Raw genomic sequence first — 23,616 nt, 5'->3', positions numbered from 1 at the left:
CAACGCCGCGCTCAGGCGGCCAGTGCGCGCGCCTGCAGCGCCGGCACTTCGTGCGCGGTGACGAAACGGCCCTTGGCATCGCGCTGCAACTGCGCCAGCGCGCAGTCCGCATCGTGGGTGAAGAACAGGCGCACGTCGCGCGCCAGCGCGTCTTCCAGGAATGCGCGCTTCTCGTCGATCAGCAGCTCGGCGTTGCGGTCGTAGCCCATGGTGATCGGCACGTGCACCCAGGAGCGGCCCGGGATCAGGTCGGCGCAGAACGCCACCCCGCCGTGCGCCTGGCCATCCTCGCCGTGGCCGGGGCCGACGATCTCGGCCAGCATCAGCCCCGGCGTGTGGCCGTCGCTGAAACGGAACCGTACCGCCTCGCCGAGCGCGCGCGAATACTCGCCGTCGACCAGCTCCAGCCGGCCGCTGGCCTCGAGCAGGCCGGGCAGTTCCGGGATGAAGCTGGCGCGATCGCGCGGATGCGGGTGCAGCGCGCGTTGCCAGTGCGCCGCGCCGACCAGGAACTGCGCGTTGGGAAACAGCAGTTCCGGCGCGGCGCCCTCGCGGTAGGCGGCCAGCAGGCCGCCGGCATGATCGAAGTGCAGGTGGCTCAGCACCACCACGTCGATGTCGGTGTGTGCGAAGCCGGCGTCCTGCAGCGACTCCAGCAGCACGTGGCGCGCCTCCTGCACGCCGTAGCGCTCGCGCAGCGCCGGCGGGAAGAACGCGCCGATCCCGGTCTCGAACAGCACGGTCTTGCCGGCCAGCGGACTGGCCAGCAGCGCGCGGCAGGCCAGCGCGATGCGGTTGCCGTCGTCGGGCGCGGCCCACTGCTGCCACATCGCCTTGGGCGCGTTGCCGAACATCGCGCCGCCGTCGAGTTTCTGCGAGTTGCCTTGGATGGACCAGAGTTTCATGGCGGGGATTCGGGATTGGGGATTGGGGATTCGCAAAAGCGGGCGACGTGCGGCTCAGCGCGCCGGCGCTGTCAGTTGCAGCACTTCGGCGCTGCCGACTTCGTTGCGCGGGTCGCTGCCGCCGCTGAGCACGTTGCGGCGCTTGTCCCATTCCACGGTCTGCAGGTTGCCCCAGACGTGGCTGGAACCGTGGCCGTCCTCGGCGCTGTCGCCGGGCAGCTTCAGCGTATGCCCCATCGCTTCCAGGCCCTTGGCCGTGGCCGCGTCGAAGGTGCCGGTCTCGGCCTCGATCACGTCCGGCAGCCACTGGTGGTGGTAGCGCGGCAGCGCGGCGACCTGCTGCGCCGTGAGACCGTCGTCGTAGCCGAGGATGCCGAGCAGCACCATGGTGATGATGCGGCTGCCGCCCGGGGTGCCGAGCACGATCGCCTTGTCCGCGTTCTCCATGAAGGTCGGCGACATCGAGCTGAGCGGGCGCTTGCCCGGCTTGGGCGCGTTGGCCGCGTAGCCCATCACCCCGAAGGCGTTGGGCGTGCCCGGACGCAGCGCGAAATCGTCCATCTCGTTGTTGAGCAGCACGCCGGTGCCCTTGGGGATCAGCCCGGAGCCGTACAGCAGGTTGACCGTCTGGGTGGCGCCGACGCGGTTGCCCTCGCCGTCGATGATCGAGAAATGCGTGGTCTCGTCGTCTTCCAGCGGGGTCGGCTGGCCGGACAGCAGGTCGCTGGGCGTAGCCTTCTCCGGGTTGATGGTCGAGCGCAGGCCCACCGCATAGTCCTTGCTGAGCAGGATGCGCTGCGGCACGTGGGTGAAATCCGGGTCGCCCAGGAAGAAGGTGCGGTCGCGGTAGGCGCGGCGCATCGCTTCCACGGTCAGGTGCACGCGGTGCACCGGGTCCATGGTCTTGAGGTCGTAGCCCTCCAGGATCTGCAGCATGCTGGCCAGGGCGATGCCGCCGGAGGACGGCGGCGGCGCGGTGGTGATGGTCCAGCCCTTGTAGTCGAAGCGGATCGGGGTGCGTTCCTTGACCGTGTAGCCGGCCAGCTCCTCCGCGGTCCAGCGCCCGCCGGCCTGCTTCACGCCGGCCAGCAGCTTCTTGGCGGTGGCGCCGCGGTAGAAACCGTCGAAGCCCTTTTCGGCCAGCAGTTGCAGCGTGTTGGCCAGTTCCGGCTGCTTGAACACGTCGCCCACCGCGATCGGCCGGCCGTTGCGCAGGTAGACCTCGCGGGTGCCGGGATAGCGCTCCATCACCTTGCGCCGCGACTGATAGCCCTCGGCCATGCGTGCGTAGACCGGGAAGCCGTCGCGGGCGATGCGGATCGCCGGCGCCAGCGACTGCCGCAGCGGCAGCCGGCCGTGCTTGGTCGCCAGTTCCACCAGTGCCGCCGGCAGCCCGGGAATGCCGGCCGACCACGGGCCGTTGATGGAGCGGTCGCGGTCCAGCTCGCCCTTGGCGTCCAGGAACGCGGCCGGCGTCGCCGATTCCGGCGCGGTTTCGCGCGCGTCCAGCATCACGTCCTTGCCGGTCTTGGCGTCGTGCAGCAGGAAGAACCCGCCGCCGCCGAGACCGGAGCTGATCGGTTCGACCACCGACAACGTCGAGGACACCGCCACCGCGGCGTCGAAGGCATTGCCGCCCTCGCGCAGGATCTGCAGGCCGGCCTCGGTGGCCAGGCGGTGGCCGCTGGCGATGGCGGCGCCGGGCGGGTGCGCGGCCGGCGCGGTGGCGGTCGCTTCGGCGACCGGTGCCTCGGCCCACGCCGACGGCGTCAGGACCAGGGCGAGCAGCAGGACACGGCGGACGAGGCTTCTCATGCGGCGGGGGGCTCCTGTGGGTACAACTCGGGGTGGTCGCGCTGCAGGCGCTGCAGCTTGGCCAGCAACTGGGCGTGGGTCTCCGGGATGGCCGGGTCGGGGTCGATGCACTCCACCGGGCACACCACCACGCACTGCGGCTCGTCGAAATGGCCGACGCATTCGGTACAGCGGGCCGGGTCGATCACGTAGATCGTCTCGCCCATGGCGATGGCCTGATTCGGGCAGGCCGGCTCGCAGACGTCGCAGTTGACGCAGAGCTCGTTGATCTTGAGGGACATGTGGCGCACTTCGGCACTGACCCGGGCAGTTTACCGGATCGGGGCGGGACGGCCCTGCGAAGGCGGCGCCGGGGCGCGGAACGCTGTAATGCAGCGCGCGGAGCGGCTTGGGCAACTGCCGCGATGTGGCGCGGCACGCAGCGGAACTTCGCGACGCGACCGCCCGTTGCGGGCGGCGCGACATGGCAGGACCGGCGCGCATCGGCGCGCCGGCCCGCGCAGGGCTTACTTGGCTTCGACGAAGATGTAGTCGGCGCCGGTCGGCTTGACCACGGCTTCGACGCGGGCGTTGTCGGCCGGGGCGCCGATGTAGACCACGCGCACACCCTTCATGCTGTTCGCCTCGACCTTGGCGAACGCGGCGGCGATCAGGTCGGCCATCTTGGCCGAGGCCGAGGAACCGAACGCCAGCATGTTGCCCGGCTGGATGCCGCGGCCGATGGCGGTGGTGGCGCTTTCGACCTGGCGCTCGTACTTGGCCTGGAACTCCGGATCCGATTCCGGCGGCAGGTAGTACAGGAACGGGCTGTTGGTGACGTTGCCCATGTTCTGGATCGCCACTTCCTGCAGGTACTTCTTCCAGCCGGCATCGTCGTCCTTGGCCGGGGCGGTCAGCGCGGGCTGCGCGTCGGCGGCCGGCTTGGCGGCCTCTTCCTTCTTGCAGGCGGTGAAGCCCAGGGCCAGCGAAGCGATCAGCAACGCGCGTGCGGTGGTGTTCATGGAACGGCTCCCTCTGTGTCGTCAGTGAATGGTGGTCGGCTCAGCGCTGCGCGGCGGCCTGGCGGGCCTGGACCAGCGCCTGCACCACCGACGGCGGCACGAAGCCGGAGACGTCCCCGCCCAGGCGCGCGATCTCGCGCACCAACGAGGACGAAATGAAGCTGTGTTGCTCGGCCGGGGTGAGGAACAGCGTCTCCACCTCCGGGATCAGATGCCGGTTCATGCTCGCCATCTGGAACTCGTATTCGAAGTCCGACACCGCGCGCAGGCCGCGCAGCAGCACGCCGCCGCCGACCGAGCGCACGAAATGCGCCAGCAGGGTGTCGAAGCCCAGCACTTCCACGTTGCGGTGCCCGGCCAGCGCTTCGCGGGCCAGCGACACGCGCAGGTCCAGCGGCAGGGTCGGCCCCTTGGACGGGCTCTGCGCCACGCCCACGATCACCTGCTCGAACAGCGGTGCGGCACGGTTGACCAGATCGATATGGCCGTTGGTGATCGGATCGAAGGTGCCGGGATAGACGGCGATGCGGCTATGGGCCACGGTCATGCGTCGGGTACCGCGTGAAGGTCGCCGGGAAGTGTAGCAGCGGTGCGCCGGTACAGGGCAGCACGCACCTCGCGGCTGCCGCCCTCGCGGTACAGCGCCCAGGACGCTGGCACTGCGGGCGCCTGCCCGGCCGGCGACTCCAGGTACAGCCAGGCATCGGCCGCCAGCCGCGCCGGCAGGCGCTGCAGCACCGCGTCCCACAGCCCGGCGGCGAACGGCGGGTCGACGAAGGCGATGTCCGCCAGGGCCTCGGCCGGCGCCTCGGCCAGCCAGCGCAGCGCATCGCCCTGCACCACCTGCACCTGGTCCTGCGCCTGCAGCCGCGCGACCGTGGCGCGCAACTGCGCCGCCTGGCCCGGATCGCGTTCGACCAGCACCGCGCCGGCCGCGCCGCGCGACACCGCCTCCAGCCCCAGCGCGCCGCTGCCGGCGAACAGGTCCAGCACCCGCGCTCCGGGCAGCACCGGCTGCAGCCAGTTGAACAGGGTCTCGCGGACCCGGTCGGAGGTCGGGCGCAGCCCGGCCAGGTCCGGCACCGGCAGCCGCGTGTTGCGCCAGCGCCCACCGATGATCCGCACCTGGCCGCCGCCGGGACGGCTCATCGGCGGCCTCGCAGGGGCCGGGACAGGCGGGACGGGGAACGCAGGAACGGCATGGGCGGTGGGCAATTGGTGGCGCGGAAACGGGGTCCGGATCATAGACCAGCGCGGTGTCGCGCGTATGCGCGGCGAGGCGCTTGAAGCCGGCCGCGGCCGCCACCATGTCGGCCGGCAGAGTCGCGCCCTCCTCCGCGCGGCCGCCCATCCTTCATGGAGCACCTACCGATGAGCGTGGAAACCCAAAAAGAAACCCTGGGCTTTCAGACCGAGGTCAAGCAGCTGCTGCAGCTGATGATCCATTCGCTGTATTCCAACAAGGAGATCTTCCTGCGCGAACTGATCTCCAATGCCTCCGACGCCGCCGACAAACTGCGCTTCGAGGCCCTGGTCAAGCCGGAACTACTGGATGGCGATGCGCAACTGCGTATCCGCATCGGCTTCGACAAGGAGGCCGGCACCGTCACCATCGACGACAACGGCATCGGCATGAGCCGCGAGGAGATCGTCGCGCACCTGGGCACCATCGCCAAGTCCGGCACCTCCGAATTCCTCAAGCACCTGTCCGGCGACCAGAAGAAGGACTCGCACCTGATCGGCCAGTTCGGCGTCGGCTTCTACAGCGCCTTCATCGTTGCCGACCAAGTCGACGTGTACAGCCGCCGCGCCGGTCTGCCGGCCAGCGAAGGCGTGCACTGGTCCTCGCGCGGCGAAGGCGAGTTCGAGGTCGCCACCATCGAGAAGGCCGAGCGCGGCACCCGCATCGTGCTGCACCTGAAGGCCGACGAGAAGGACTTCGCCGACGGCTGGAAGCTGCGCGGTATCGTGCGCAAGTATTCCGACCACATCGCGCTGCCCATCGAGTTTCACAAGGAACACTACGGCGAGGACAAGGACAAGCCGGAAACCCCGGAATGGGAGACGGTCAACCGCGCCAGCGCGCTGTGGACGCGTCCGCGCACCGAGATCAAGGACGAGGAATACCAGGAGCTGTACAAGCACATCGCCCACGACCACGAGAACCCGGTGGCGTGGAGCCACAACAAGGTCGAGGGCAAGCTGGAGTACACCTCGCTGCTGTACGTGCCCGGCCGTGCCCCGTTCGACCTGTACCAGCGCGACGCCTCGCGCGGGCTCAAGCTGTACGTGCAGCGCGTCTTCATCATGGACCAGGCCGAGCAGTTCCTGCCGCTGTACCTGCGCTTCATCAAGGGCATCGTCGATTCCAGCGACCTGCCGCTGAACGTCTCGCGCGAGATCCTGCAGTCCGGCCCGGTGATCGACTCGATGAAGTCGGCGCTGACCAAGCGCGCCCTGGACATGCTGGAGAAGCTGGCCAAGGACGACGCCGAGCGCTACCAGGGCGTGTGGAAGAACTTCGGCCAGGTGCTGAAGGAAGGCCCGGCCGAGGACTTCGGCAACCGCGAGAAGATCGCCGGCCTGCTGCGCTTCGCCTCCACCCACGGCAGCGACGGCGCGCAGAACGTCTCGCTGGCCGACTACGTGGCGCGGATGCAGGAAGGCCAGGACAAGCTGTACTACCTGACCGGCGAGAGCTACGCGCAGATCAAGGACAGCCCGCACCTGGAAGTGTTCCGCAAGAAGGGCATCGAAGTGCTGCTGCTCACCGACCGCATCGACGAGTGGCTGATGAGCTACCTCACCGAGTTCGACGGCAAGTCCTTCGTCGACGTGGCGCGCGGCGACCTGGACCTGGGCAAGCTCGACAGTGAAGAAGAGAAGCAGGCCAAGGAAGAAGCCGCCAAGGCCAAGCAGGGCCTGGTCGAGCGCATCCAGAACGTGCTCAAGGACGACGTCTCCGAAGTCCGCGTCTCGCACCGCCTGACCGACTCCCCGGCGATCCTGGCCATCGGCCAGGGCGACCTGGGCCTGCAGATGCGGCAGATCCTGGAAGCCAGCGGCCAGAAGCTACCCGAGAGCAAGCCGGTGTTCGAGTTCAACCCCGCGCACCCGCTGATCGAGAAGCTGGATGCGGAAGCCGATGGCGAGCGCTTCGGCGATCTGGCGAAGGTGCTGTTCGATCAGGCGGCGCTGGCTGCGGGCGACAGCCTCAAGGACCCGGCGGCGTATGTGCGGCGGCTCAACAAGTTGTTGTTGGAGTTGTCGGTGTAGGCAATGACGTGTTGTCAATAAAAGACGAAGCCGGCATTTTTTGTCGGCTTCGCTCTTTTCAAACTTCATAGGAATATATTGGTGGGCGCCGCGCAGTCCACGCTCGGACCAGAAAGAAGCAGCCGCGACGCCTATTCGTAACTGATAGCGATTAAAAAAACCGCTCTTAGCGGATTCGCGGCGCGCCGCCCTAGATATCACGAACGATTTGAGCATCGCGCACATTTGGCGCGCATAGAGAGATCCCCATGCTTACACCAGCCATAATTGGCACTTACAGAACAATATGCATCACCTAACGCAGCACAATAACCGAACATCACTTCAACGAAACATCTTCATAACTAATATACGCCCGCCTATTTCGTGCACGCCCCTCTTCGGTTTTGTTGTCACCAACAGGCCTAGCACTGCCAAAACCATAAGGCTCTGAAAGTCGGAATTTTGATACGCCGTTATTTAGCAACCATTCGTGCAAAGCCCGCGCCCGCCTCAACGACAGATCAACACAATCATATTCGCGACATTCCACTGAATCAGTAAACCCCAAGACCCGCAAATTAATATTATCCGGCATCATCTTCAGAAGTAAAAGATCATCTTCAAGCGCTTTCTGATCACTCAACTCCGATAATGCACTCAAGAGTGACTCATTAATCGATGGCTCGCCAGGCTTAAAGTTAACACCCTTAAAATCACCCGGGTCGGAAAAACCAATTTCCCCACCATATTTTTCAGATTTTTCAACCGACAAAAACGACGCGCAAGATGATGCCATAAAAAAGGCACAAACTAAAAAAAATACTTTTAACTCATTCAAACCCAACAAATTCATCGACAACTCCCCTCATTTGAACCCTTACAGGCCGAAAATACAGAATAGTTTGCCCTTGCCTCAATTGCCTTATTATCGATTCCATCACCTGGATTCCAGTATCCCCAAAGGTTATTCGAGTTCTTAAGAAATCCGGATGCCCTTTGATAATAAGCTTCAGCACGATAGCCGTCCCTCTCTCTATCCAGACGAACAGCCCTAGAGTCTGGGTATCCATACTGGACAATACGCACCCCATGATCGCCCTCATGCAACGCCCTCATTGCCAAGCTGTTTACGATATCCGAAACATCCGGATCTTTTCCAGCAATGGCCTTCAGATCAAACGTAACACTTCCCCTCCCATCTCTGTCAGTGTTTATATTGGCAGCAGCACCGTGAAGATCTCCAAATGAAACCTCTATTTTCGAATCTCCTTTTTGACCAAAGAATTTAGCAGAAGCTGCAAGAGCATCTTTCTGGCCTTCAGACAAATTGCTGCTTTGAGAAGCTTTTCTAGCATTCTCCATTGCATTGTCAAAGTTATAGCACTCCGAATGGCCGCCTACACATACATAGCGCCCGTCCGGATCAAAGAACTTATAGGGATTATTTTCCCCATACCAATAACGATTGAAGTTCTGCCCTGGCTTTGTAGTCGCTGCAACCGGATCAACTGACAAAAACCGCCCAATAATCGGGTCGTAATAGCGCTGTTGCATGTAAGCCAACCCGGTCGCCGCATCCATAACATGACCAGTATAGCCTGGCCCATCCACCAGGGGCTGATTCGCTATATTCCCGTACGGCTCGTACTCCCTTCGCTCTATAATATTGCGATCTTTGTCCGTCACCAACACAACAGACCCCAGCCCATCAGTATGAATGTAACGGACCGTCTGCGCCGAGACGCCAAAGGCGATGAGCAATGAAAGGGCGGCTGCAGCCATCAGGTGCATTGCCGCACGAATCCCCTGGAAATTTGACATCACTCGTCCTTGCGAGTTGGAACCATAGATGCGCGATGTAGAGTCGACGTTTCTCGTAAACGTCGGATCGACAACGCTTCCCTAGCAAATTTACGGCGCAATGTACCCAACGAAATCTACGTTCTGCATCGACTCGTTTGCCGACGCTGACCCACTCAGACTAGCAAGCAACAACAACGGGGCCCATGTAGTTCTCATAGTTTTTTTCTCTTCCGTTAATTGCTGCTTTTTCTAGATAGCTGCCTGGCTTGTGCCCTAGCAATTTTAATCGACCACATAGATGAACTTTCCAGTGCACGACGCATCGTTGTCATCCATGATCAAGGTCACGCGCTTCCCGCTGACAAACGCCGACATCAACGTCGCGTAAATCGCCTTGTTATTCTCCTGATCCTTTGCCCAATAAACTGGTTTTCCGGCCGGGCACGTGGCATTTCCCTCGCTCAAGAGAAAAGGGATCTGGGTAGGCATGTAGGTCGCTTCGATCTGCGTCACCTTGCCCGTGATGATCTGCAAGGCACTCGCCAAATCGCTGTAAGACATCCAGAACAGCGCACATCCCAACATCAAGATCAAACGCATAAAATTCTCCCATCAAGAAATTAAAGATTAGATTGCGGATGCCGTTCTTCCGGCACCGCAACCTTCAACCGTTCAATAGCAATTGATACAGCAACGGCACGATATCCACCGCAGGCCGCTGGTCATGCGTCACGTTCGAAGCCGCAGTGCAGTTGCCGTCCGCGGTGCATGCCGTCACGCGATACGAATAGGTCCCTGCCGGCCTGGCCAACGAAGTCCAATTGCTCTGGTTGCCGTCGTACACCGTAGTCCAGGTCACGCCGTCCACGCTCTCTTCCACCACGTAGCGGGTCGCGCCGGAGACCACGTTCCAGTTGACGTAGTCCTTGACCGAGAGCGTCTGTCCCAGCGGCCAGTCGGCCTCGGCGACCAGGCTGCCGCTCAGCAGGATGTAATCCGTAGACTTGGACTGGCGCTGGTTCTTCTGGAAGCGTAACGCCCCTGACTGGTCGTAGAGCGAGCCGATGTTGCCGGCGCTCTGCAGCGCCAACGTGCGGCGGCCGTTGCCGTCGTAGCGATAGGTCTCCTTGCCGGTCGCCTGGCGCAGGCGGTTGCCGTAGTCGAACACGAAGGCCTGGCCGTTCTTGTTACTGAGATTACCCTGCGGGTCGTAGCTCATGCCGATCACCGTGCTGCCGCCGCAACCGCTGGTCTTGACGTTGGTGAGCTGCCAGTTTGCGTCGTAGCAGTAGTACTGGTCCCGACCGGGTGCCACAACATGGATCAGGTTGTCGAGGACGTCGTAGCTGTAGCTTGCGGGTGTGGAACCGAACATCGCCGACTTGGTGGAAATCAGGCGATCCAACCCGTCATAGGTCATATCGCGATTGCCGCGTCCACCACGACCAGTGGCGCCGTCACTGATCGCGGCAACGTTGCCATTGGCATCGTAGTCGTAGCCGTCGCTGAGGAACGCCGTGCCGCCGTAGGCATCCTGGCTGGTATCCGGCAACTGACGCGCGTTCTGCGTCATGGTGTGGACGATGCCGTTGCCGTAGGTGAACTGCTTGATCGCGCCATTCGGGTAGTAGCTCACGCCGGTGGCATAGCTGCCGGCCTCGGTCGGTTGGCCCAGGGCATTGGGCGCGTAGTCCACCGTCTGCCCCGACGGATAGCGATGCGCGGCGAGGTGGCCATTGGCATCGTAGGCGTAGCCCAGCGCCCAGGTCTCGCCATCGGCTTGGCCCTGGCTTTCGGCGATCAGCAGGCGACGCTTGTTGTAGGCGTAGCTGTTGTAGGTGGCGACGCCGTTGTTGGTGGTGGTGATCTGCTTGGCCGCCCCATCCGGCCAGTAGCTCCACGCCTGGTTGCCGTTGCCGTCCGGGAAGCTCAACGTCTTGATGCGGTTACGCACGTCGTAGCTGCGGTCGACTCGGCGGCCAGAGGCAAAGGCGGTATCCGCATCGCACGATGACGTGCTGGGCAGGGACAAGCCCGCCGCGCTCCAAACCAGGTTGCCTGCAGCATCGTAGCCATTGGCGGTGGCGCCGGTTTCGGGTTCCACCGTCTTGCACAGCTGCTGGTAGCCGTCGTAGACGTAACTGCGCGTTACCGACACGGTGCTATTGGCATCACGGCGGCGGATGGACAGGGGCTTGCCGAAGATGTCGCGACTGATGTCGGTGTAGGCACCTTCTGGATGTTGAATCCAGACCGGCGTCGTGTAATCGGGCTGATCAAAAATGTGGTAGCCCGTCAAGGTCTTGTTGCCGCGTGGATCAGTCACACGGGTTTGGTTGCCTGCCAAATACTCTGTCGAGGTGGTCAACGCCCCACCCTGTTCGCTGTCCTGGGAAACCGAGGTCTTGCGCCCGAGCGCGTCGTATCTGGTCCAAGTCCCGGTACTCAATGCGTCGCTGGTCCCAGGGTACGAGGCAAACGTCGCGCGGCCGTCTTGATCGTAGGTGAACCTCAGGAAGCGTTGGGTAGCGGCTTCGTTGCCGGCATCGAACTCGCGCGTCAACATCGGCTGCCACAATGCGTCGAAGTACGTCACCTTGCGCGCATTGCCGGTGGCGACGGTCTGCCGCCAATGCCGCGCGGCCAGTCCGTACTCGCTGGTGCCGACCTGCTCGAACGCTTGCGTGGTGGAAGCCCAGGCCACAGTGTCGTTGGCCGGATAGGCGATGCTCGCCAGTCGGCCCATCGCGTCGTAGCCATAGTTGGTGCTGTAGCCGTTCTCGTCGGTGGTCGCGGTGATCCAGCCGCTGTCGTTGACCGTTGCAGCGTCGGTGGTGCCATCCGGATAACGGATCGATTGCGGAACGCCGCGCTTCCAACTGGACACGGTGGTCGTGTTGTTGTTGCCGTCCTTGACGGTAGCCAACGTGCCATCGCCGTTGTAGCCAAGTGTCAAGCGCAGCTTGCCGAACGACCAGCGCTGCGAGGGCATCGCATTGGTGTCGTAGCTGGTCTGGGACTCCACCAGACCGGTGTCGGTGTTGGTACTCCTGGCGCGCTGCCCGATGATCCATTTACCCAGGTCGTCGTAATACTCGGTCGCATCCGTACGCGAATACCAGGGGCTGGCGCGGGTCACGCTAAGCGTCCGCGCAAAGGCATCGAAGCTGTTCGCTGTCCAGGTATAGGAAGTACCGTCCTGCACTACAGTCTTGCTACGCAGGGGGCGCAGCACATTGGTCAGCGGATTGGGGATCCTGAGCAGAGACTGGCCCATTTCGGCCGGGAACGGCTGAGCATCAACCTCGCCATCGGCGAAATAGGTATTACTCGTCTTTGAAACGACATTCCCGCTGGCATCCAGTACGGTGGTACTCAACAGGCGGCCATCGTTGAGACCGTACATGAAGCCGAATTCATAGGAAATCGCGGTGCCGTCAGGGTTGACGATTTTGACGATCTTGCTCGGAACGCATGTCGGACAGGGATCGGTCGCTTGACCCGACGTGTAGAAATTGTTGGAACGCGGGGTATCCCCCCAATAGTTCCAAACCTGCTGTGGCAGACCAGGGCCGGTGATGGTCTTCGACCCAAGTGCATAGTTATCGAGGTAGCCAGGCACGTATGGGGTTGGCGCTGGCTTCCCAACGTAGTCGCAGGGGTGGATCGGGGTGTGGGTGCGATACTGCCTCGTGTACGTGAAAGCAAACAGTCCCACAGCACCCGAAGGATGAGTGATCTGCAGGGATACGGCACCGTTCATCGCGTCCGGCTCTGATATGCATTTCTTGGGACCGCCGTCAGCCGGCGACTCACGCGTGGGCAGCATATTGCCGCTGGCGATGCTGTAGGTCCACTGCGATCCATCGGGCTGGGTCACGGTCTTCAGGCGATAGGCGCCCTGCTGCGTCGGGTAGGCTGTACTGAACTCGTAGCCATAAGTCCAGGTCTGGCCACTGGCCTGAATGCTGCTGATCAAATCGCCGTTGTAATTGAGCGCGATCGACCGACCATCGCTAGCTTGGATCGAAGACAACTTGTCGCCCGAGTAACTGTACGTCACCCAGTTGCCGAAGCGATCCTCGATGCGACTGGCCATCAGTGCAATACGCGTCCGAGCGACTTCGCCCCCGAGCTGGGGAACAGAGTAAGGTTTGATCGAAATCGCAATGGCATAGTCGAAGTAGTACTTAACCCCCGCTGGAGAGATGGCGAGAAACCCCTCCCCTGCGTAGTTACTGACGTTGGTCAGGCAGCCCAGACGCCAGCCATCCTTGGTGATCCAGGGACGGTTTGCGCCATCGGTGGGGCGCGGCGTCTTGGTTTGATTGTCGACGAGAAGTTCCTGCTCGCCAGCACCGGGCACATGCAGGTAATAGCCATGCCAAACGTCATCGGCAGTACCGGCATAGGTGATACCGTTGACCGTCATCGCCGCATCTGGCCGACTCGGTATTGAGCAGCGCGCGGTAGGCGAACTGCTGGTCGTGACCCACCCTCTCTCGGCCGAGAACTCGCCGTATACCCGCGGCGTGTCGATTTCCCAGTCACCAAACCCTTTCGCCACATACTCCTGGCGCCGGTTCATGACTTTGAACTCGCGCCCGACCGCGACGGGCAGCGCGTTGTTGCCGGGCACACTCACATCCGTAGCGCGGAAGCTGACACTACGGTCGTACAAACTAATGTTCTCGCCGAAGATGTCGCCTTTCAGTGGCCCGACTACTTGCGATGCCTTGATCTTCTTTTCGTATTCCTCGTAGGGCGCAACGTCGTCAGACGCGTACGCACGAGCACCCAGGCATAGCAACACCATGCCGATCACCAGCCTTGCTCTGACCATCGCTTGCCTCTTCCCTTCCAGCCCGTTGCCGGCCGAATTTCATGAACGAACGCGATGCTCTACAACCGCAAGCATCGCGATGACGAGATTGCGAAAAAGCACGAGCACTCCTCGCGCAATAGCGCGATAGGGTCGGCCGAAGGAAATCCGCTGCAAGGCCAGATGATGACCTCGCTAAATTATCGAGTTATTTCAGGGATAGCTGTCAAGAAATTTTTTTGGTGCCTGAGGAGCGGCGTCGCCTCCGTCATAGAGAAGTGACTAGGCTACCGGCTCAGCAGCCTTGAGCCGTCAGTCATCAAACCGTCTTCCAAGCTCAAGGCGATGTCCGCGCGCCAGTTGGCCAGTCGCGGATGAAGCGTCTAGTTGCAAACTAAACTTCCAAAGTTCTCACCAAGCGAAGTTCGGGCGAGAATTTGATGCACCCCAACGCTCACTTTTTCTCAATGACCGTCAAGCCCGCCGTCACCCTGTCCCTGGACCAAGCCACCACCCTGGTCGACCGCATCCTCTCCCACGCCGGCTTCAGCCCGGCGCACGTGCAGGCGCTCACCCACACCATCGTCGCCGGCGAACGCGACGGCTGCGCCTCGCACGGGTTGTACCGGACGCTCGGCTGCGTGGCGACGCTGCGCAACGGCAAGGTGGTGGGCGATGCCGAGCCTGCCGTGCACGATCATGCGCCCGGTATCGTGCGGGTCGATGCGCGCGGCGGGTTCTCGCTGCTGGCGTTCGAGCGCGGCCTGCCGTTGTTGATCGAGAAGGCCCGTGGCAATGGGCTGGCGGCGCTGGCGATCAACCATTGCGTGCATTTCTCTGCGCTGTGGCCGGAAGTCGAGCGCATCACCGAGACCGGGCTGGTCGCGCTGATCTGCAATCCCAGCCATGCCTGGGTGACGCCGGCCGGCGGGCGCACGCCGCTGCTGGGCACCAACCCGCTGGCGTTCGGCTGGCCGCGCGTGGACGCGCCGCCGTTCGTGTTCGACTTCGCCACCAGTGCGGTAGCGCGCGGCGAGATCGAGCTGCGCCGGCGCGCCGGCCAGCCGATTCCCGAAGGCTGGGGTGTGGACGCGGCGGGCGCGCCGACCACCGATCCGGCCGCAGTCGCCGACGGCGGCGCGATGCTGACCTTCGGCGGGCACAAGGGGTCCGCGCTGTCAGCGATGATCGAACTGATCGCCGGGCCGCTGATCGGCGACCTCACCAGCGCCGAATCGCTGGCCCACGATGCTGGCGCCGGTGCTTCGCCCTACCATGGCGAACTGATTCTGGCCATGGATCCGGCGCGCTTTCTTGGCGCCGACCGCGCCGCACACCTGGCCCGTGCGGAAGCCTTTTTTGCGGCCTACGAGGCCACCGGGGCACGCTTGCCGTCGCAACGCCGTTACCAGGCGCGGGAACGCAGCCGCAGCGAAGGCGTGCGGATTCCGCAGGCCCTGCATCAGGATCTGCTGGCCTTGCTCGACTGAAGAAGACTATTGGTAACGCGCTTCAACGCGACTCAGCGGGACATGCCGTTGTCGCATAGAGGCGGCGTCAGCCGCGACCGGCATTACTGGTGAGGCGTCGCGGCTGAAGTCGCTTCTACAATTGAGCTTCAGCGCATCGTGTGCTCGTGTCATGCGCGCGCCAGATGCGGGTGAGCAAGCGCCCCGCCCGCACGATCCGCGGGCAGGAACGGCATTACCGCCGACCTGGAATCTCGCTAGCAGGTGGAATCGCGCCTGGCCGAGCATACCGCGGCGGGCTCCACCCGCCACGGCACTGTCACCTACTCGCCTGCGCAAGCAGGCTCCGCCTCAGAACTTCACCGTCGCCCGCGCCCAGTAGTAGCGGCCGAGCAGATCGTAGGTGGCCACGTCGGTGTTGGCGTTGGTGACGTTGTTGGCGTAGTACAGCGGCGGCTGCCGGTCGGCCAGGTTGTCCACGCCGACTTCGAAACGCGTCTTCCACGGCTTGACCTGATAGCCCACCTGCACGCTGTGGTAGACGTAGGCGCCGATGTCGCGGACCACGGCGGGCTGGTCGGCATCGGCCGACAGGCTCTGGCGGGTATCGGCGCTGCCGATCTCGGTGCGGCCGATGTAGCGGACACGCCACGACGCGCTCCAGTCGCCCAGGTTCCAGTTCAGCGTGCCCAGTGCGCGCCAGCGCGGGAAGTTGCCGTAGGCGTAGGTGTACTTGCCGGCGTTGTGGATGGTGACGGTGCTGGCGTCGGTGGTGTCGGGGTTGATGTCGTAGCGGATCACGTAGGTGCCATTGAGGCCGGCGCTGAAGTTGCCCCAGGCGGTGTCCGGCAGGCGGTAGGTGAGGCTGAAGTCCGCGCCGCTGGCCCACAGCTTGCCGAGGTTCACGGTGGGCTCGGCGATGTAGTTGACGGTGCCGTTGTCGTTGCGGTGGATCAGCGCGCAGAACGCACTGGCGTCGTTGGCATAGCACTGGTTGAGCACGGTCTGTGCCGAGACCTGGGTGATGGTGTCCTTGAGGTTGATCTTCCACAGGTCCGCGCTCATCGACAGGCCCTCGACCCAGCCCGGGTCGTAGACCACGCCGAAGTCGTAGGACATGCCGGTCTCCGGCTTGAGCTGGTAGCCCGCCACTGCCGCGCCGGAGGCCTTGGCGCCGACCTGGTTGTCGGCCTGCTGGTAGCTGCCATCGGTGGGCACGTTGGCGCAGGCCGCGGCATGGCCGCCGGTATAGCCATTGCACGGGTCGGTGACCGACGGCGAGTCGCCGGCCACGCCGGCATACAGCTCGCCGATGTTGGGCGCGCGGAACACCTGCGAGGCGGTGCCGCGCAGCAGCAGGTTCTCGATCGGGCGATACTCCAGCGAGACCTTGCTGTTGGTCTTGCTGCCGACAGTGTCGTAGTCGGAGAAGCGGCTGCCCACGGTCAGGTTGAGCGAGTGCACGCCGGGCAGGCCGGCCAGCAGCGGGAACAACGCTTCGGCATAGGCTTCCTTGACGCTGAAGCTGCCGCCGAGCACCGAGGCGCAGTACTCGAGCACGCCGCACATGCCGTTCTCGTCGCCGGTCCACAGCGGATCGGCGGCGGTACTGGTGCTTTCCTTGCGATAGGAGACACCGACGGCCAGGCTCGCGGTGCCGGCCGACAGTGCGAACAGCTCGCCGTTGGCGTTGGCCTCGAACTGCTTGACCGTATAGACGTTGGTGACGATCGGATTGACCACCAGCGCTTCCAGCGCGGCCTTGTTGCTGGCGGCGTTGAGGTTGAACACGTCGATCGGGGTGCAGCCGGCGATCGGCGCGCCGGCGCTGCCGCACTTGACCGTGCCGTCGGCGGCCAGGAACGACGGCCCCACCGCGGCATTGAAGCCGGCGTAGTCGAGGAAGCCGTAGTTGATCGACTTCTGCTTGACCTTGCCGTAGTTGAGGCTGGCATCCCACTGCCAGGAACTGTCGCCAAAGCTGCCGCGCAGGCCCGGATTGATCTGGAAATTGTAGGTGTTGTACTCGTAGCGCCGGTTGCCCAGCACCGTGGCGCGGGTGTTGAAGTTGTTGTACGAGGTGCCGGTGCTGCGGTCGGTGCCGAAGTTGACCCCGAACGGGTTGTAGTAGCTGGCGGAGGAGACCAGGAAGTTGTCGCCGTTGGCGAAGATCGGGATCGGCGCGATGATCGAGGACGAGGTGGTCTTGCTGAAATAGGTGTTGACGTAGCCTTCCAGGTGATCGTTGAAGCGATAGCTGCCGAGCACGAAGGCGTTGGTGCGTTCCTGCGGGGTCTGCAGCAGGTTGTACGGCTGGTAGTTGTAGGAATCGGTGGAAGCGACGTAGCAGTGGTACTGGCTGGCGTTGGTGGGGCTGCTGCTGCCGCCGTTGAAGGTGACCCGCGAACAGCCGTTGCTGGCCGCCAGCGCCTTGGCCGCGGCAGAGCCGTCGTTGAAGCTGATGCTGCCGGTCGGCGTGGCCGAGGAGCCCTGCTTCACCCCGACGCCGTCGATCAGCGACAGCGCGTCCTTGGAGTAGGCGCGCGCGCCCGCCGAGACAGGATCGATGTCGTGGTAGGACAGGCCGGCGACGATGCTGCCGCGCTCGCCGGTCTTGCCGGCGGTGAGCGAGAAGTTGCGGCGGTTGCCGTCGCTGCGCGAACTGGTGCCGAAGTCGGCGCTGGCCTCGACGCCGTCGAAGCCCTTGCGCAGGATGAAGTTGACCACGCCGCCGATCGCGTCCGAGCCGTACACCGCCGAGGCGCCGTCGCTGAGCACTTCCACCCGCTCGATCATGGTCGCCGGGATCGCGTTGACGTCGTTGCTGGCCAGGCGCGTGCCGTTGACCAGGACCAGGGTGCGCTTGTCGCCGAGGCCGCGCAGCGAGATCACCGAGGCGCCGGTGCCGCCGCCGTTGTTGGTGTTGGGATTGGTGGCGTTGCCGGCGATCGACGGCAGTTCCTGCACCAGGTCGCCGAGCGTCGCCTTGCCGGTGGCTTCGATCTGCGCGCGGCTGATGGTCACCACCGGGTTGGCGGTTTCGGTATCGACGCGGCGCAGGCGCGAGCCGGTGACCACGATGCTGTCCAGGGTCTGGGTGGCGCTGTCGGCACTCGCCTCCTGCGCCTGCGCCGCTGCCGCGCTGCCCAGCGACAAGGCGGTGGCGACCGCCAGCGCCAGCGGCGTTGCGGCATGGCGGAAGGAAGGACGTGGCTGCGAAAACGACATGGGCGAACTCCTGGACGATGGCGAGACGGGAACGATGCAGAAACGCAGGCCGAACGACGCCATGCCGGCGCCATGCCGACGGACGGACCTGCTGGACGGTGGCGCCTGCGCGGCGCCTGCGGTGGCGTGCCTGCACCGGACCACGACGGCCTGGCGCACAACGGGGAGGCCGATCTCCTGCGCGCACGGCCGTGCGCGGCTCCCCGCTGCTACGATGACGTCCGACGACGATGGCGGCGCTCCGGTGGCGCACGCCGGCGCCACGGCCGGTACGACGATGCGATCAGATTTTCATCACGCGGTCACACTGTGCCGTGGATGCATGGCCGCGTCTTGTCGCGATTCGCGGTTTCGCATGCGGAATCACGCATGGTCGTGCGTGGCTGCGCGCCTGCATGAGGCGCTCGTGACGAGGCATGGCGTGGTGTCGCGCAGACACCGACACGGCAGGCACACACTGCCATCGCTGCGCACGGCGATGCCGCTGGTTGCGGTCACGCCGGGATCAGCCAGCCACCGAACAGCGGGCCGGCGGTGTCGCCGTGCTGCGGCTCGATGCGCACGATCAACGGCTGCGCATCGCGGGTGAGCGCCGGCGGCAACGGGTAATCGCGGTCGACGAAATCGATCACCTGGCCGCGCTCCACCGCCACTTCCACGGCCAGCTTGCCATTGATCAGGATGTTGAAACGGCCCTTGTCGCTGCCCCAGAAGCGCAGGCGCAGCGCCAGCGGCTGCGCGCTGCCGCGCATGCGGAACTCGACGAAGCCCTTGCCGCGCACGTCGCGGCACTGCTGCCGACGGTAGGCGCCACCGAAGGAGGTGTCGCTGCGCAACTGGTGCGCCTGCTCGGAGGCCTCGTCGCCGAACTGGATCATGTCCACCGCGATCGCACGCAGCTTGTCCTGCTCGGCCTGGCGCCGCGCCCGCCGCTGCGCTTCCTGCGCCCACTGCGCAGGATCCATACGCTTGAAATACAGCGCGCTGCGGCGCTCGTACTGTGCGTAGAACGGGACGAAGGTCAGGCCCGTCGGTTGCGTGCTGCTGGCCAGGAAATGGCCGGGCTGCGGCAGCTCGACGAAGCCGCGCAGCGGATCGGCCGCGACCACAAGCGCCGGGTCCGGCGCGTCGTACGGCGTACTCACAGGCCCCAGGTCGGCGGCCAGCGCCAGCGGACCGCGCATCACCACCACCGTGTCCGCATCGCCGGCGGCGTGTTCCAGCCGCAGCGGCGTGGCCAGGTCCAGGTCGATCACGTCGCCGGCGCGCCAGTCGCGCTCCAGCGCCAGATAGCCATCGGCCAATGCCGCACGCGCGGGCTTGCCGTTCACGCGCAGGGTGTAGCGGCCCTGGCACCAAGCCGGCACCCGCAACAGCAGCCGCCGCGGCGCGCGTGCGCCGGCACGCAGTACCTGCAGGCGCACCTTGCCGTTGTCGGGCACGCCACTGTCCAGTTCCAGCGCCAGGTCGCGCTCGCTCCAGTCCAGCCGCGAGGGGATATAGAGATTCACGTACAGCGAGGTGGCGTCCTGCCAGTAGATCGCATCGCCGAACTGCGCGTGCGCTTCCATGCCGCTGCCGACGCAGCACCAGAACGAATCGAACTTGTCGGAGAAACCGCGCTCGCCGCCGCTGATCATCGGCGTCATGTAGGTGAACATGCCGGTGGCCGGATGCTGCGCGGCCATGGTGTGGTTGTGCAGCGTGCGCTCGTAGTAGTCGAAGTAGCGCGCCTGCGGCGTCCACTGGTACAGGTGCCGGGTCAGCTTGAGCATGTTGTAGCTGTTGCAATGCTCGCAGGTTTGCTCGGTCAGGAAGGCGGCGATGGTGTCCGGCTCCTGGAAATACTCGCGGTCGGCATTGCCGCCGATCACGTAGCTGTAGTGCGCGGTCACCGTCTCCCAGAAGAAGCGCGCCGCCGCGGCCGCATCGGCATCGCCGGCGACCTCGAACTGGCGCGCCTCGCCTATGAACTTGGGCACCTGGGTGTTGGCGTGGATGTGCGGCAGTTCGTCGCGCCCGGCCACGGCCGGGTCGATCACCTTCTCGTGGCGCAGGCGCTTGCCGATGGCGATCCAGCGCGCATCGCCGGTGCGCGCGCCCAGTTCGATGTAGGACTCGTTGAGGCCGCCGAACTCGGTGTCCAGCAGGGTCTGCATCTGCGCGTGGTCGAGCGCGTCGAACACACTGGCAAGGTAGCCGGCCAGCGGCAACAGCACCTGCAGCGCTTGTGCGTTGCCGGCCAGTTCTTGCGCGTCGAGCAAGCCGGCGAACAGCTTGTGCACCGTGTACAGCGGCGACCAGCTACCGTTGAGATTGAACTTGCTGCCCTTGATGACGCCGCGGCGCACTTCCTCGAACACCACCTTGCCGCTGTCGATGGCGCCGTTGTCGTTCTTGCGGGTGAGCCCGCCGACGTAGCCGTCCGCGTCCTTGGCCTGCGCGCGCGCCAGTTCGGCGACGATGTAGTCGATGCGCTCGCGTAGTGCGGGATCGCGGGTCTGCGCGTGCATCTTCGCCAGTGCGCTGAGGTAGTGGCCCAGCGTGTGGCCGGCGATGGTGTCGCCCTCCCAGCCGCCGTACACCGCGCCCTTCGGCGGCAGGCCGGCGTACTGCAGGAAGTTGTGCAGCAGGCGGTCCGGCTCCAGTTCCAGCAGGTAGCGGCGGTTGGTCTGCAACGAGTCCAGGAACAGCGAGGGTTTCAGCGTGACCTGCTGCAAGGGCAGCGCCTGCACCCGGCCCGGGGTGGACGCGGCGGCGTCCAGTGGGAAGCGCAGCAGCCCGGCGGCCACCGCCAGTGCGCTCCATTGCAGGAAGCGGCGTCGCGAGGGATCCAGCGCGGCGCCGGCCGCGTCGGCAGCTGCGTGCGCGCAGGCGGCGCCATGCCGATGCATGCCCTGCCCGCTCATCGCCGGCCTCCCGCGTGCGAGGCGGCATGCGGGAAAGAAACGCATCGAGGCATGGACTGCTCCTGTATGAGATGTCGGGACGCCGACGCCGCAGGGCAACGACCAGCGGATTCATGGTCACTGTGTCATCCGGGTGACAGCGCGTCTTGTCCCCACTGATGCGTGCAGATGCGGATTTCTGCCGAATCACCGTGCCGACCCGGCGCTGGCGACCAGGCCCCTGCGGACAGCGTGGGCGAACGCGGCCGACACGCCAATGCGCTGCGGCTCATGCGCCACCTGCACGACGCGTCGCGTCATGCCGGGATCACGACACCGCCTGGCAGTCATTGCCGGTCGATCATTGCGGCTTCGCCGTGACCTCTGGCACCGCGTCGGTCAGGTCGGCGCCATAATCGGGGTTGGTCACCGTATCCGCATCGACGTAGCCGTAGAACACGCCCTTGCTGGCCGACGCGCCGCGCTGCTCGACGTCGCCACGCAACTGCGCGGAACCGGACAGCGTGAACCCGCCGAACGCCCCCGCCGGCTTGAACACCGTATGCAACTGGGCGCGATCCTTCACCGTCACGCCATCCTGCAGCAGGCTCAACCCGCCGACCACGGCGCCGTCCTGCACCTGCCCGCCCAGGATCGTCGCGTGGTCCTCGATCCGCGCATCGCCCAGCACCTTGCCCCCCAGCACCCGCGCATGCGGGCCGACAAAGGCCGTCGACGCGACATACGCGTCCTGGGCGACCCAGCCACCGCCGTTGGGGTGACGGCTGCCGACGCGCGTCGGCGTCGGCGCACCGGGCTGCTGGCCCGACGGATAGACGTTCTCCAGCGCGACGCTCCACGGGTAGCGGTAGACCGAGTAGTAGGACTGATCCCACTTGATCTTCTGCATCTTGCTCGGCGTCCCCATCACCACCAGATACAGGTCGCTGTCATCGCTGCGCACCTGGAACGACAGCGCGGCATCGGCGCCTCGCTGCAGCGCGCTGTAGCGCGGCTTGCCGTTCGCCTCGATTGCGACCAGGCCCCAGCGCCAATCCGAGTCCGGCGTGCCGATGGTCTCGGGGTCGTTGGCCAGGCCCGGCAACGTGTCGACCGCCGACTTCTGCTGCACGTTGCCACGGAACTTCACCACGACCGCATTCGCACCCGCCGCAGGAATCAGCCTGACCAGGTTGTAGCCCCAACGCTGCGGCGCCCAGTCGAACGGCACCTGGTAGACGCCTGTCTGGCCCTGCACCGGATCCAGCTGGGTCAGGCGCAGCGCGCGATCGCGGTTGGTCTCATCGGCCAGGTTTTCCGGATCGAACGCGGTATTGCTGCCGTATTGCTGGCGCATCACGGCGCCATGGTCGCGGCCGTCCGGGTCGGTGTAGTCCCACTGCACGTTGTGCATGGCCCAGTCGCCGAACACGTCGTTGAGCTGCGACTGGCTCCAGCCCATGTTGTCGCGGATGATCGAGAACGGATCGGCATCGGCCTGGCGGGAATCGCCGGGCTTGGGCGCCTTGGCCCACAGATCGTTGATGATCGCGTAACCGAAGCGATCCTTGAGGTACTCCATGAACTGCCAGTTGCAGTAGCGATCGCGGGTCGAGCCAAGATAGAGATGCGGGTAGTTCACCAACATCTCCGAGCACTGCACGTCGTCGTGGAAATACTGATGCGCCATCCAGTTGGCATGCGATTCCCAGATCCAGCCGACGTACGGCGAGTCGCGCAAGCCGCCGGTGCTGCCTTGCAAGCCATGGGTCAATTCATGCGCCAGGCCCCAGTGGTACCCCAACTGATCCGGGTTGATCCACATGCCCATGCCGCCACTGGCGGAGGTACCGCCATTCAGGCCGAAGCTGTGGTCCAGGTAGACGCTGACCTTGTACTTCGTTTGCGTGTTGCAGTAAGGCTCGGGAAACCCGACGCGCTCCATGTAGGCAGACCAGATCCGTTCCAGTTCCTTGGCTGCCGAGGCGACGTCGTCCTGCGACACGGTTTGCCCGTCCTTCCAGCGGAACGCGAAGTGTTGCGTTTCGTAGCGAACGGCCGGCATGTCGGTATCGCCGGGATTGGCGATCCATTGGCCGGCGGTGCAGGCCGCCGCGTGTGCATGTTGCGCAGCCAAGGCCAGAACAGCCGACAGGCACATCGTGGAGACCAGACGCACGAATCGAGAAGCAGCAAGGTTCACGGCTCTACACTCCTCTTGTCCGACGACATTGGATGAATAGGACGATCGACGCGCGTTCCGCCGCACCAGCCTGCAGTGATTGAGGCATCCGCCGCCACCCCGACGGCATGCGGATCCAGGTTCGCCTCCGGCGAAACGCCAGGAACACGCCGCACGGCAGCCACTCGCGTATCGGCAATGCGTCGCCAGACTAATCCACCAAAACGCCATGCACCCGACGTTTA

At 64.6% G+C, this 23,616-nt stretch carries 16 protein-coding genes; 3 read left to right on the top strand and 13 right to left on the bottom strand.

Annotated elements, in window-relative coordinates; genetic code table 11:
* Nucleotides 1-11: 11 nt before the first annotated feature.
* The 6 genes from SLW52_RS05150 to rsmD all read right to left on the bottom strand — a co-directional run bounded on the left by SLW52_RS05150 (nucleotide 12) and on the right by rsmD (nucleotide 4,870).
* Nucleotides 12-905: an MBL fold metallo-hydrolase gene (locus tag SLW52_RS05150; RefSeq protein ID WP_295916545.1), complete on the bottom strand. Its 894-nt coding sequence runs from the start codon at nucleotides 903-905 to the stop codon at nucleotides 12-14.
* A 54-nt stretch (nucleotides 906-959) separates the two neighbouring features.
* A complete protein-coding gene (gene ggt / locus SLW52_RS05145) occupies nucleotides 960-2,720 on the bottom strand; it encodes a gamma-glutamyltransferase (RefSeq protein WP_295916547.1) in 1,761 nt (586 codons plus the stop codon).
* Entirely contained in the window at nucleotides 2,717-3,001 is a 285-nt protein-coding gene (locus SLW52_RS05140) for a YfhL family 4Fe-4S dicluster ferredoxin (RefSeq protein ID WP_017908325.1), read from the bottom strand. The genes ggt and SLW52_RS05140 overlap by 4 nt, the downstream gene beginning before the upstream one ends.
* A gap of 225 nt (nucleotides 3,002-3,226) precedes the next feature.
* Nucleotides 3,227-3,721 carry a hypothetical protein gene (locus SLW52_RS05135; RefSeq protein ID WP_010342035.1) on the bottom strand — a complete coding sequence of 165 codons (495 nt, stop codon included), beginning with the start codon at nucleotides 3,719-3,721 and terminating at the stop codon, nucleotides 3,227-3,229.
* Nucleotides 3,722-3,761: 40 nt separating this feature from the next.
* Complete coding sequence (gene coaD / locus SLW52_RS05130) at nucleotides 3,762-4,268, bottom strand: pantetheine-phosphate adenylyltransferase (protein WP_010342036.1); 507 nt, start codon at nucleotides 4,266-4,268, stop codon at nucleotides 3,762-3,764.
* Entirely contained in the window at nucleotides 4,265-4,870 is a 606-nt protein-coding gene (rsmD, locus tag SLW52_RS05125) for a 16S rRNA (guanine(966)-N(2))-methyltransferase RsmD (protein ID WP_148829329.1), read from the bottom strand. The genes coaD and rsmD overlap by 4 nt, the downstream gene beginning before the upstream one ends.
* Nucleotides 4,871-5,092: 222 nt before the next feature.
* Here rsmD and htpG point away from each other — a divergent pair, with 222 nt between their 5' ends.
* The gene (htpG, locus tag SLW52_RS05120) at nucleotides 5,093-6,997 is read left to right on the top strand and encodes a molecular chaperone HtpG (protein ID WP_320739243.1); all 1,905 of its coding nucleotides are present in this window, start codon (nucleotides 5,093-5,095) and stop codon (nucleotides 6,995-6,997) included.
* 319 nt (nucleotides 6,998-7,316) lie between these two features.
* Here htpG and SLW52_RS05115 read toward each other — a convergent pair whose 3' ends face one another.
* The 4 genes from SLW52_RS05115 to SLW52_RS05100 all read right to left on the bottom strand — a co-directional run bounded on the left by SLW52_RS05115 (nucleotide 7,317) and on the right by SLW52_RS05100 (nucleotide 13,598).
* Nucleotides 7,317-7,832, bottom strand: coding sequence for an OmpA family protein (locus SLW52_RS05115; RefSeq protein ID WP_320739245.1), 516 nt, complete (start codon nucleotides 7,830-7,832; stop codon nucleotides 7,317-7,319).
* Nucleotides 7,829-8,800 (bottom strand): RHS repeat-associated core domain-containing protein, encoded by a 972-nt coding sequence (locus SLW52_RS05110; RefSeq protein WP_320739247.1) that lies wholly within the window; start codon nucleotides 8,798-8,800, stop codon nucleotides 7,829-7,831. The genes SLW52_RS05115 and SLW52_RS05110 overlap by 4 nt, the downstream gene beginning before the upstream one ends.
* A 264-nt stretch (nucleotides 8,801-9,064) precedes the next feature.
* Nucleotides 9,065-9,382, bottom strand: coding sequence for a hypothetical protein (locus SLW52_RS05105; RefSeq protein WP_320739249.1), 318 nt, complete (start codon nucleotides 9,380-9,382; stop codon nucleotides 9,065-9,067).
* Nucleotides 9,383-9,446: 64 nt separating this feature from the next.
* Nucleotides 9,447-13,598: an RHS repeat protein gene (locus SLW52_RS05100; protein WP_320739716.1), complete on the bottom strand. Its 4,152-nt coding sequence runs from the start codon at nucleotides 13,596-13,598 to the stop codon at nucleotides 9,447-9,449.
* An 81-nt stretch (nucleotides 13,599-13,679) separates the two neighbouring features.
* On the opposite strand from SLW52_RS05100, the gene SLW52_RS05095 reads away from it, so the two are divergent.
* Together SLW52_RS05095 and SLW52_RS05090 are read left to right on the top strand one after the other, a co-directional pair.
* Complete coding sequence (locus SLW52_RS05095) at nucleotides 13,680-13,886, top strand: hypothetical protein (protein WP_320739251.1); 207 nt, start codon at nucleotides 13,680-13,682, stop codon at nucleotides 13,884-13,886.
* 185 nt (nucleotides 13,887-14,071) lie between these two features.
* Nucleotides 14,072-15,094 carry an Ldh family oxidoreductase gene (locus SLW52_RS05090; protein WP_320739252.1) on the top strand — a complete coding sequence of 341 codons (1,023 nt, stop codon included), beginning with the start codon at nucleotides 14,072-14,074 and terminating at the stop codon, nucleotides 15,092-15,094.
* Nucleotides 15,095-15,424: 330 nt separating this feature from the next.
* Here SLW52_RS05090 and SLW52_RS05085 read toward each other — a convergent pair whose 3' ends face one another.
* The 3 genes from SLW52_RS05085 to SLW52_RS05075 form a co-directional block, all read right to left on the bottom strand.
* Entirely contained in the window at nucleotides 15,425-18,301 is a 2,877-nt protein-coding gene (locus SLW52_RS05085) for a TonB-dependent receptor (protein ID WP_320739254.1), read from the bottom strand.
* Nucleotides 18,302-18,795: 494 nt separating this feature from the next.
* Entirely contained in the window at nucleotides 18,796-21,210 is a 2,415-nt protein-coding gene (locus SLW52_RS05080; RefSeq protein ID WP_320739256.1) for a glycoside hydrolase family 127 protein, read from the bottom strand.
* A 340-nt stretch (nucleotides 21,211-21,550) separates the two neighbouring features.
* Entirely contained in the window at nucleotides 21,551-23,350 is a 1,800-nt protein-coding gene (locus tag SLW52_RS05075; protein WP_320739717.1) for an Svx/AvrXca family virulence/avirulence protein, read from the bottom strand.
* Nucleotides 23,351-23,616 lie beyond the last annotated feature (266 nt).

Source organism: Xanthomonas sp. LF02-5 (assembly GCF_034105325.1).
Classification (GTDB): domain Bacteria; phylum Pseudomonadota; class Gammaproteobacteria; order Xanthomonadales; family Xanthomonadaceae; genus Xanthomonas_A; species Xanthomonas_A sontii.
The sequence above is the reverse complement of the archived record's forward strand: the minus strand, read 5'-3'. Positions and strand labels throughout refer to the sequence as shown.

Excerpts from the sequence above, each read along its gene's own strand:
- rsmD (WP_148829329.1), bottom strand. The coding sequence starts at position 4,870 with ATGAGCCGTCCCGGCGGCGGCCAGGTGCGGATCATCGGTGGGCGCTGG.
- ggt (WP_295916547.1), bottom strand. The coding sequence starts at position 2,720 with ATGAGAAGCCTCGTCCGCCGTGTCCTGCTGCTCGCCCTGGTCCTGACG.
- SLW52_RS05110 (WP_320739247.1), bottom strand. The coding sequence starts at position 8,800 with ATGTCAAATTTCCAGGGGATTCGTGCGGCAATGCACCTGATGGCTGCA.
- SLW52_RS05150 (WP_295916545.1), bottom strand. The coding sequence starts at position 905 with ATGAAACTCTGGTCCATCCAAGGCAACTCGCAGAAACTCGACGGCGGC.
- SLW52_RS05100 (WP_320739716.1), bottom strand. The coding sequence starts at position 13,598 with ATGGTGTTGCTATGCCTGGGTGCTCGTGCGTACGCGTCTGACGACGTT.
- SLW52_RS05090 (WP_320739252.1), top strand. The coding sequence starts at position 14,072 with ATGACCGTCAAGCCCGCCGTCACCCTGTCCCTGGACCAAGCCACCACC.
- SLW52_RS05085 (WP_320739254.1), bottom strand. The coding sequence starts at position 18,301 with ATGTCGTTTTCGCAGCCACGTCCTTCCTTCCGCCATGCCGCAACGCCG.
- coaD (WP_010342036.1), bottom strand. The coding sequence starts at position 4,268 with ATGACCGTGGCCCATAGCCGCATCGCCGTCTATCCCGGCACCTTCGAT.
- SLW52_RS05095 (WP_320739251.1), top strand. The coding sequence starts at position 13,680 with ATGCTCTACAACCGCAAGCATCGCGATGACGAGATTGCGAAAAAGCAC.
- SLW52_RS05115 (WP_320739245.1), bottom strand. The coding sequence starts at position 7,832 with ATGAATTTGTTGGGTTTGAATGAGTTAAAAGTATTTTTTTTAGTTTGT.
- htpG (WP_320739243.1), top strand. The coding sequence starts at position 5,093 with ATGAGCGTGGAAACCCAAAAAGAAACCCTGGGCTTTCAGACCGAGGTC.
- SLW52_RS05140 (WP_017908325.1), bottom strand. The coding sequence starts at position 3,001 with ATGTCCCTCAAGATCAACGAGCTCTGCGTCAACTGCGACGTCTGCGAG.
- SLW52_RS05080 (WP_320739256.1), bottom strand. The coding sequence starts at position 21,210 with ATGAGCGGGCAGGGCATGCATCGGCATGGCGCCGCCTGCGCGCACGCA.
- SLW52_RS05105 (WP_320739249.1), bottom strand. The coding sequence starts at position 9,382 with ATGCGTTTGATCTTGATGTTGGGATGTGCGCTGTTCTGGATGTCTTAC.
- SLW52_RS05135 (WP_010342035.1), bottom strand. The coding sequence starts at position 3,721 with ATGAACACCACCGCACGCGCGTTGCTGATCGCTTCGCTGGCCCTGGGC.
- SLW52_RS05075 (WP_320739717.1), bottom strand. The coding sequence starts at position 23,350 with ATGTGCCTGTCGGCTGTTCTGGCCTTGGCTGCGCAACATGCACACGCG.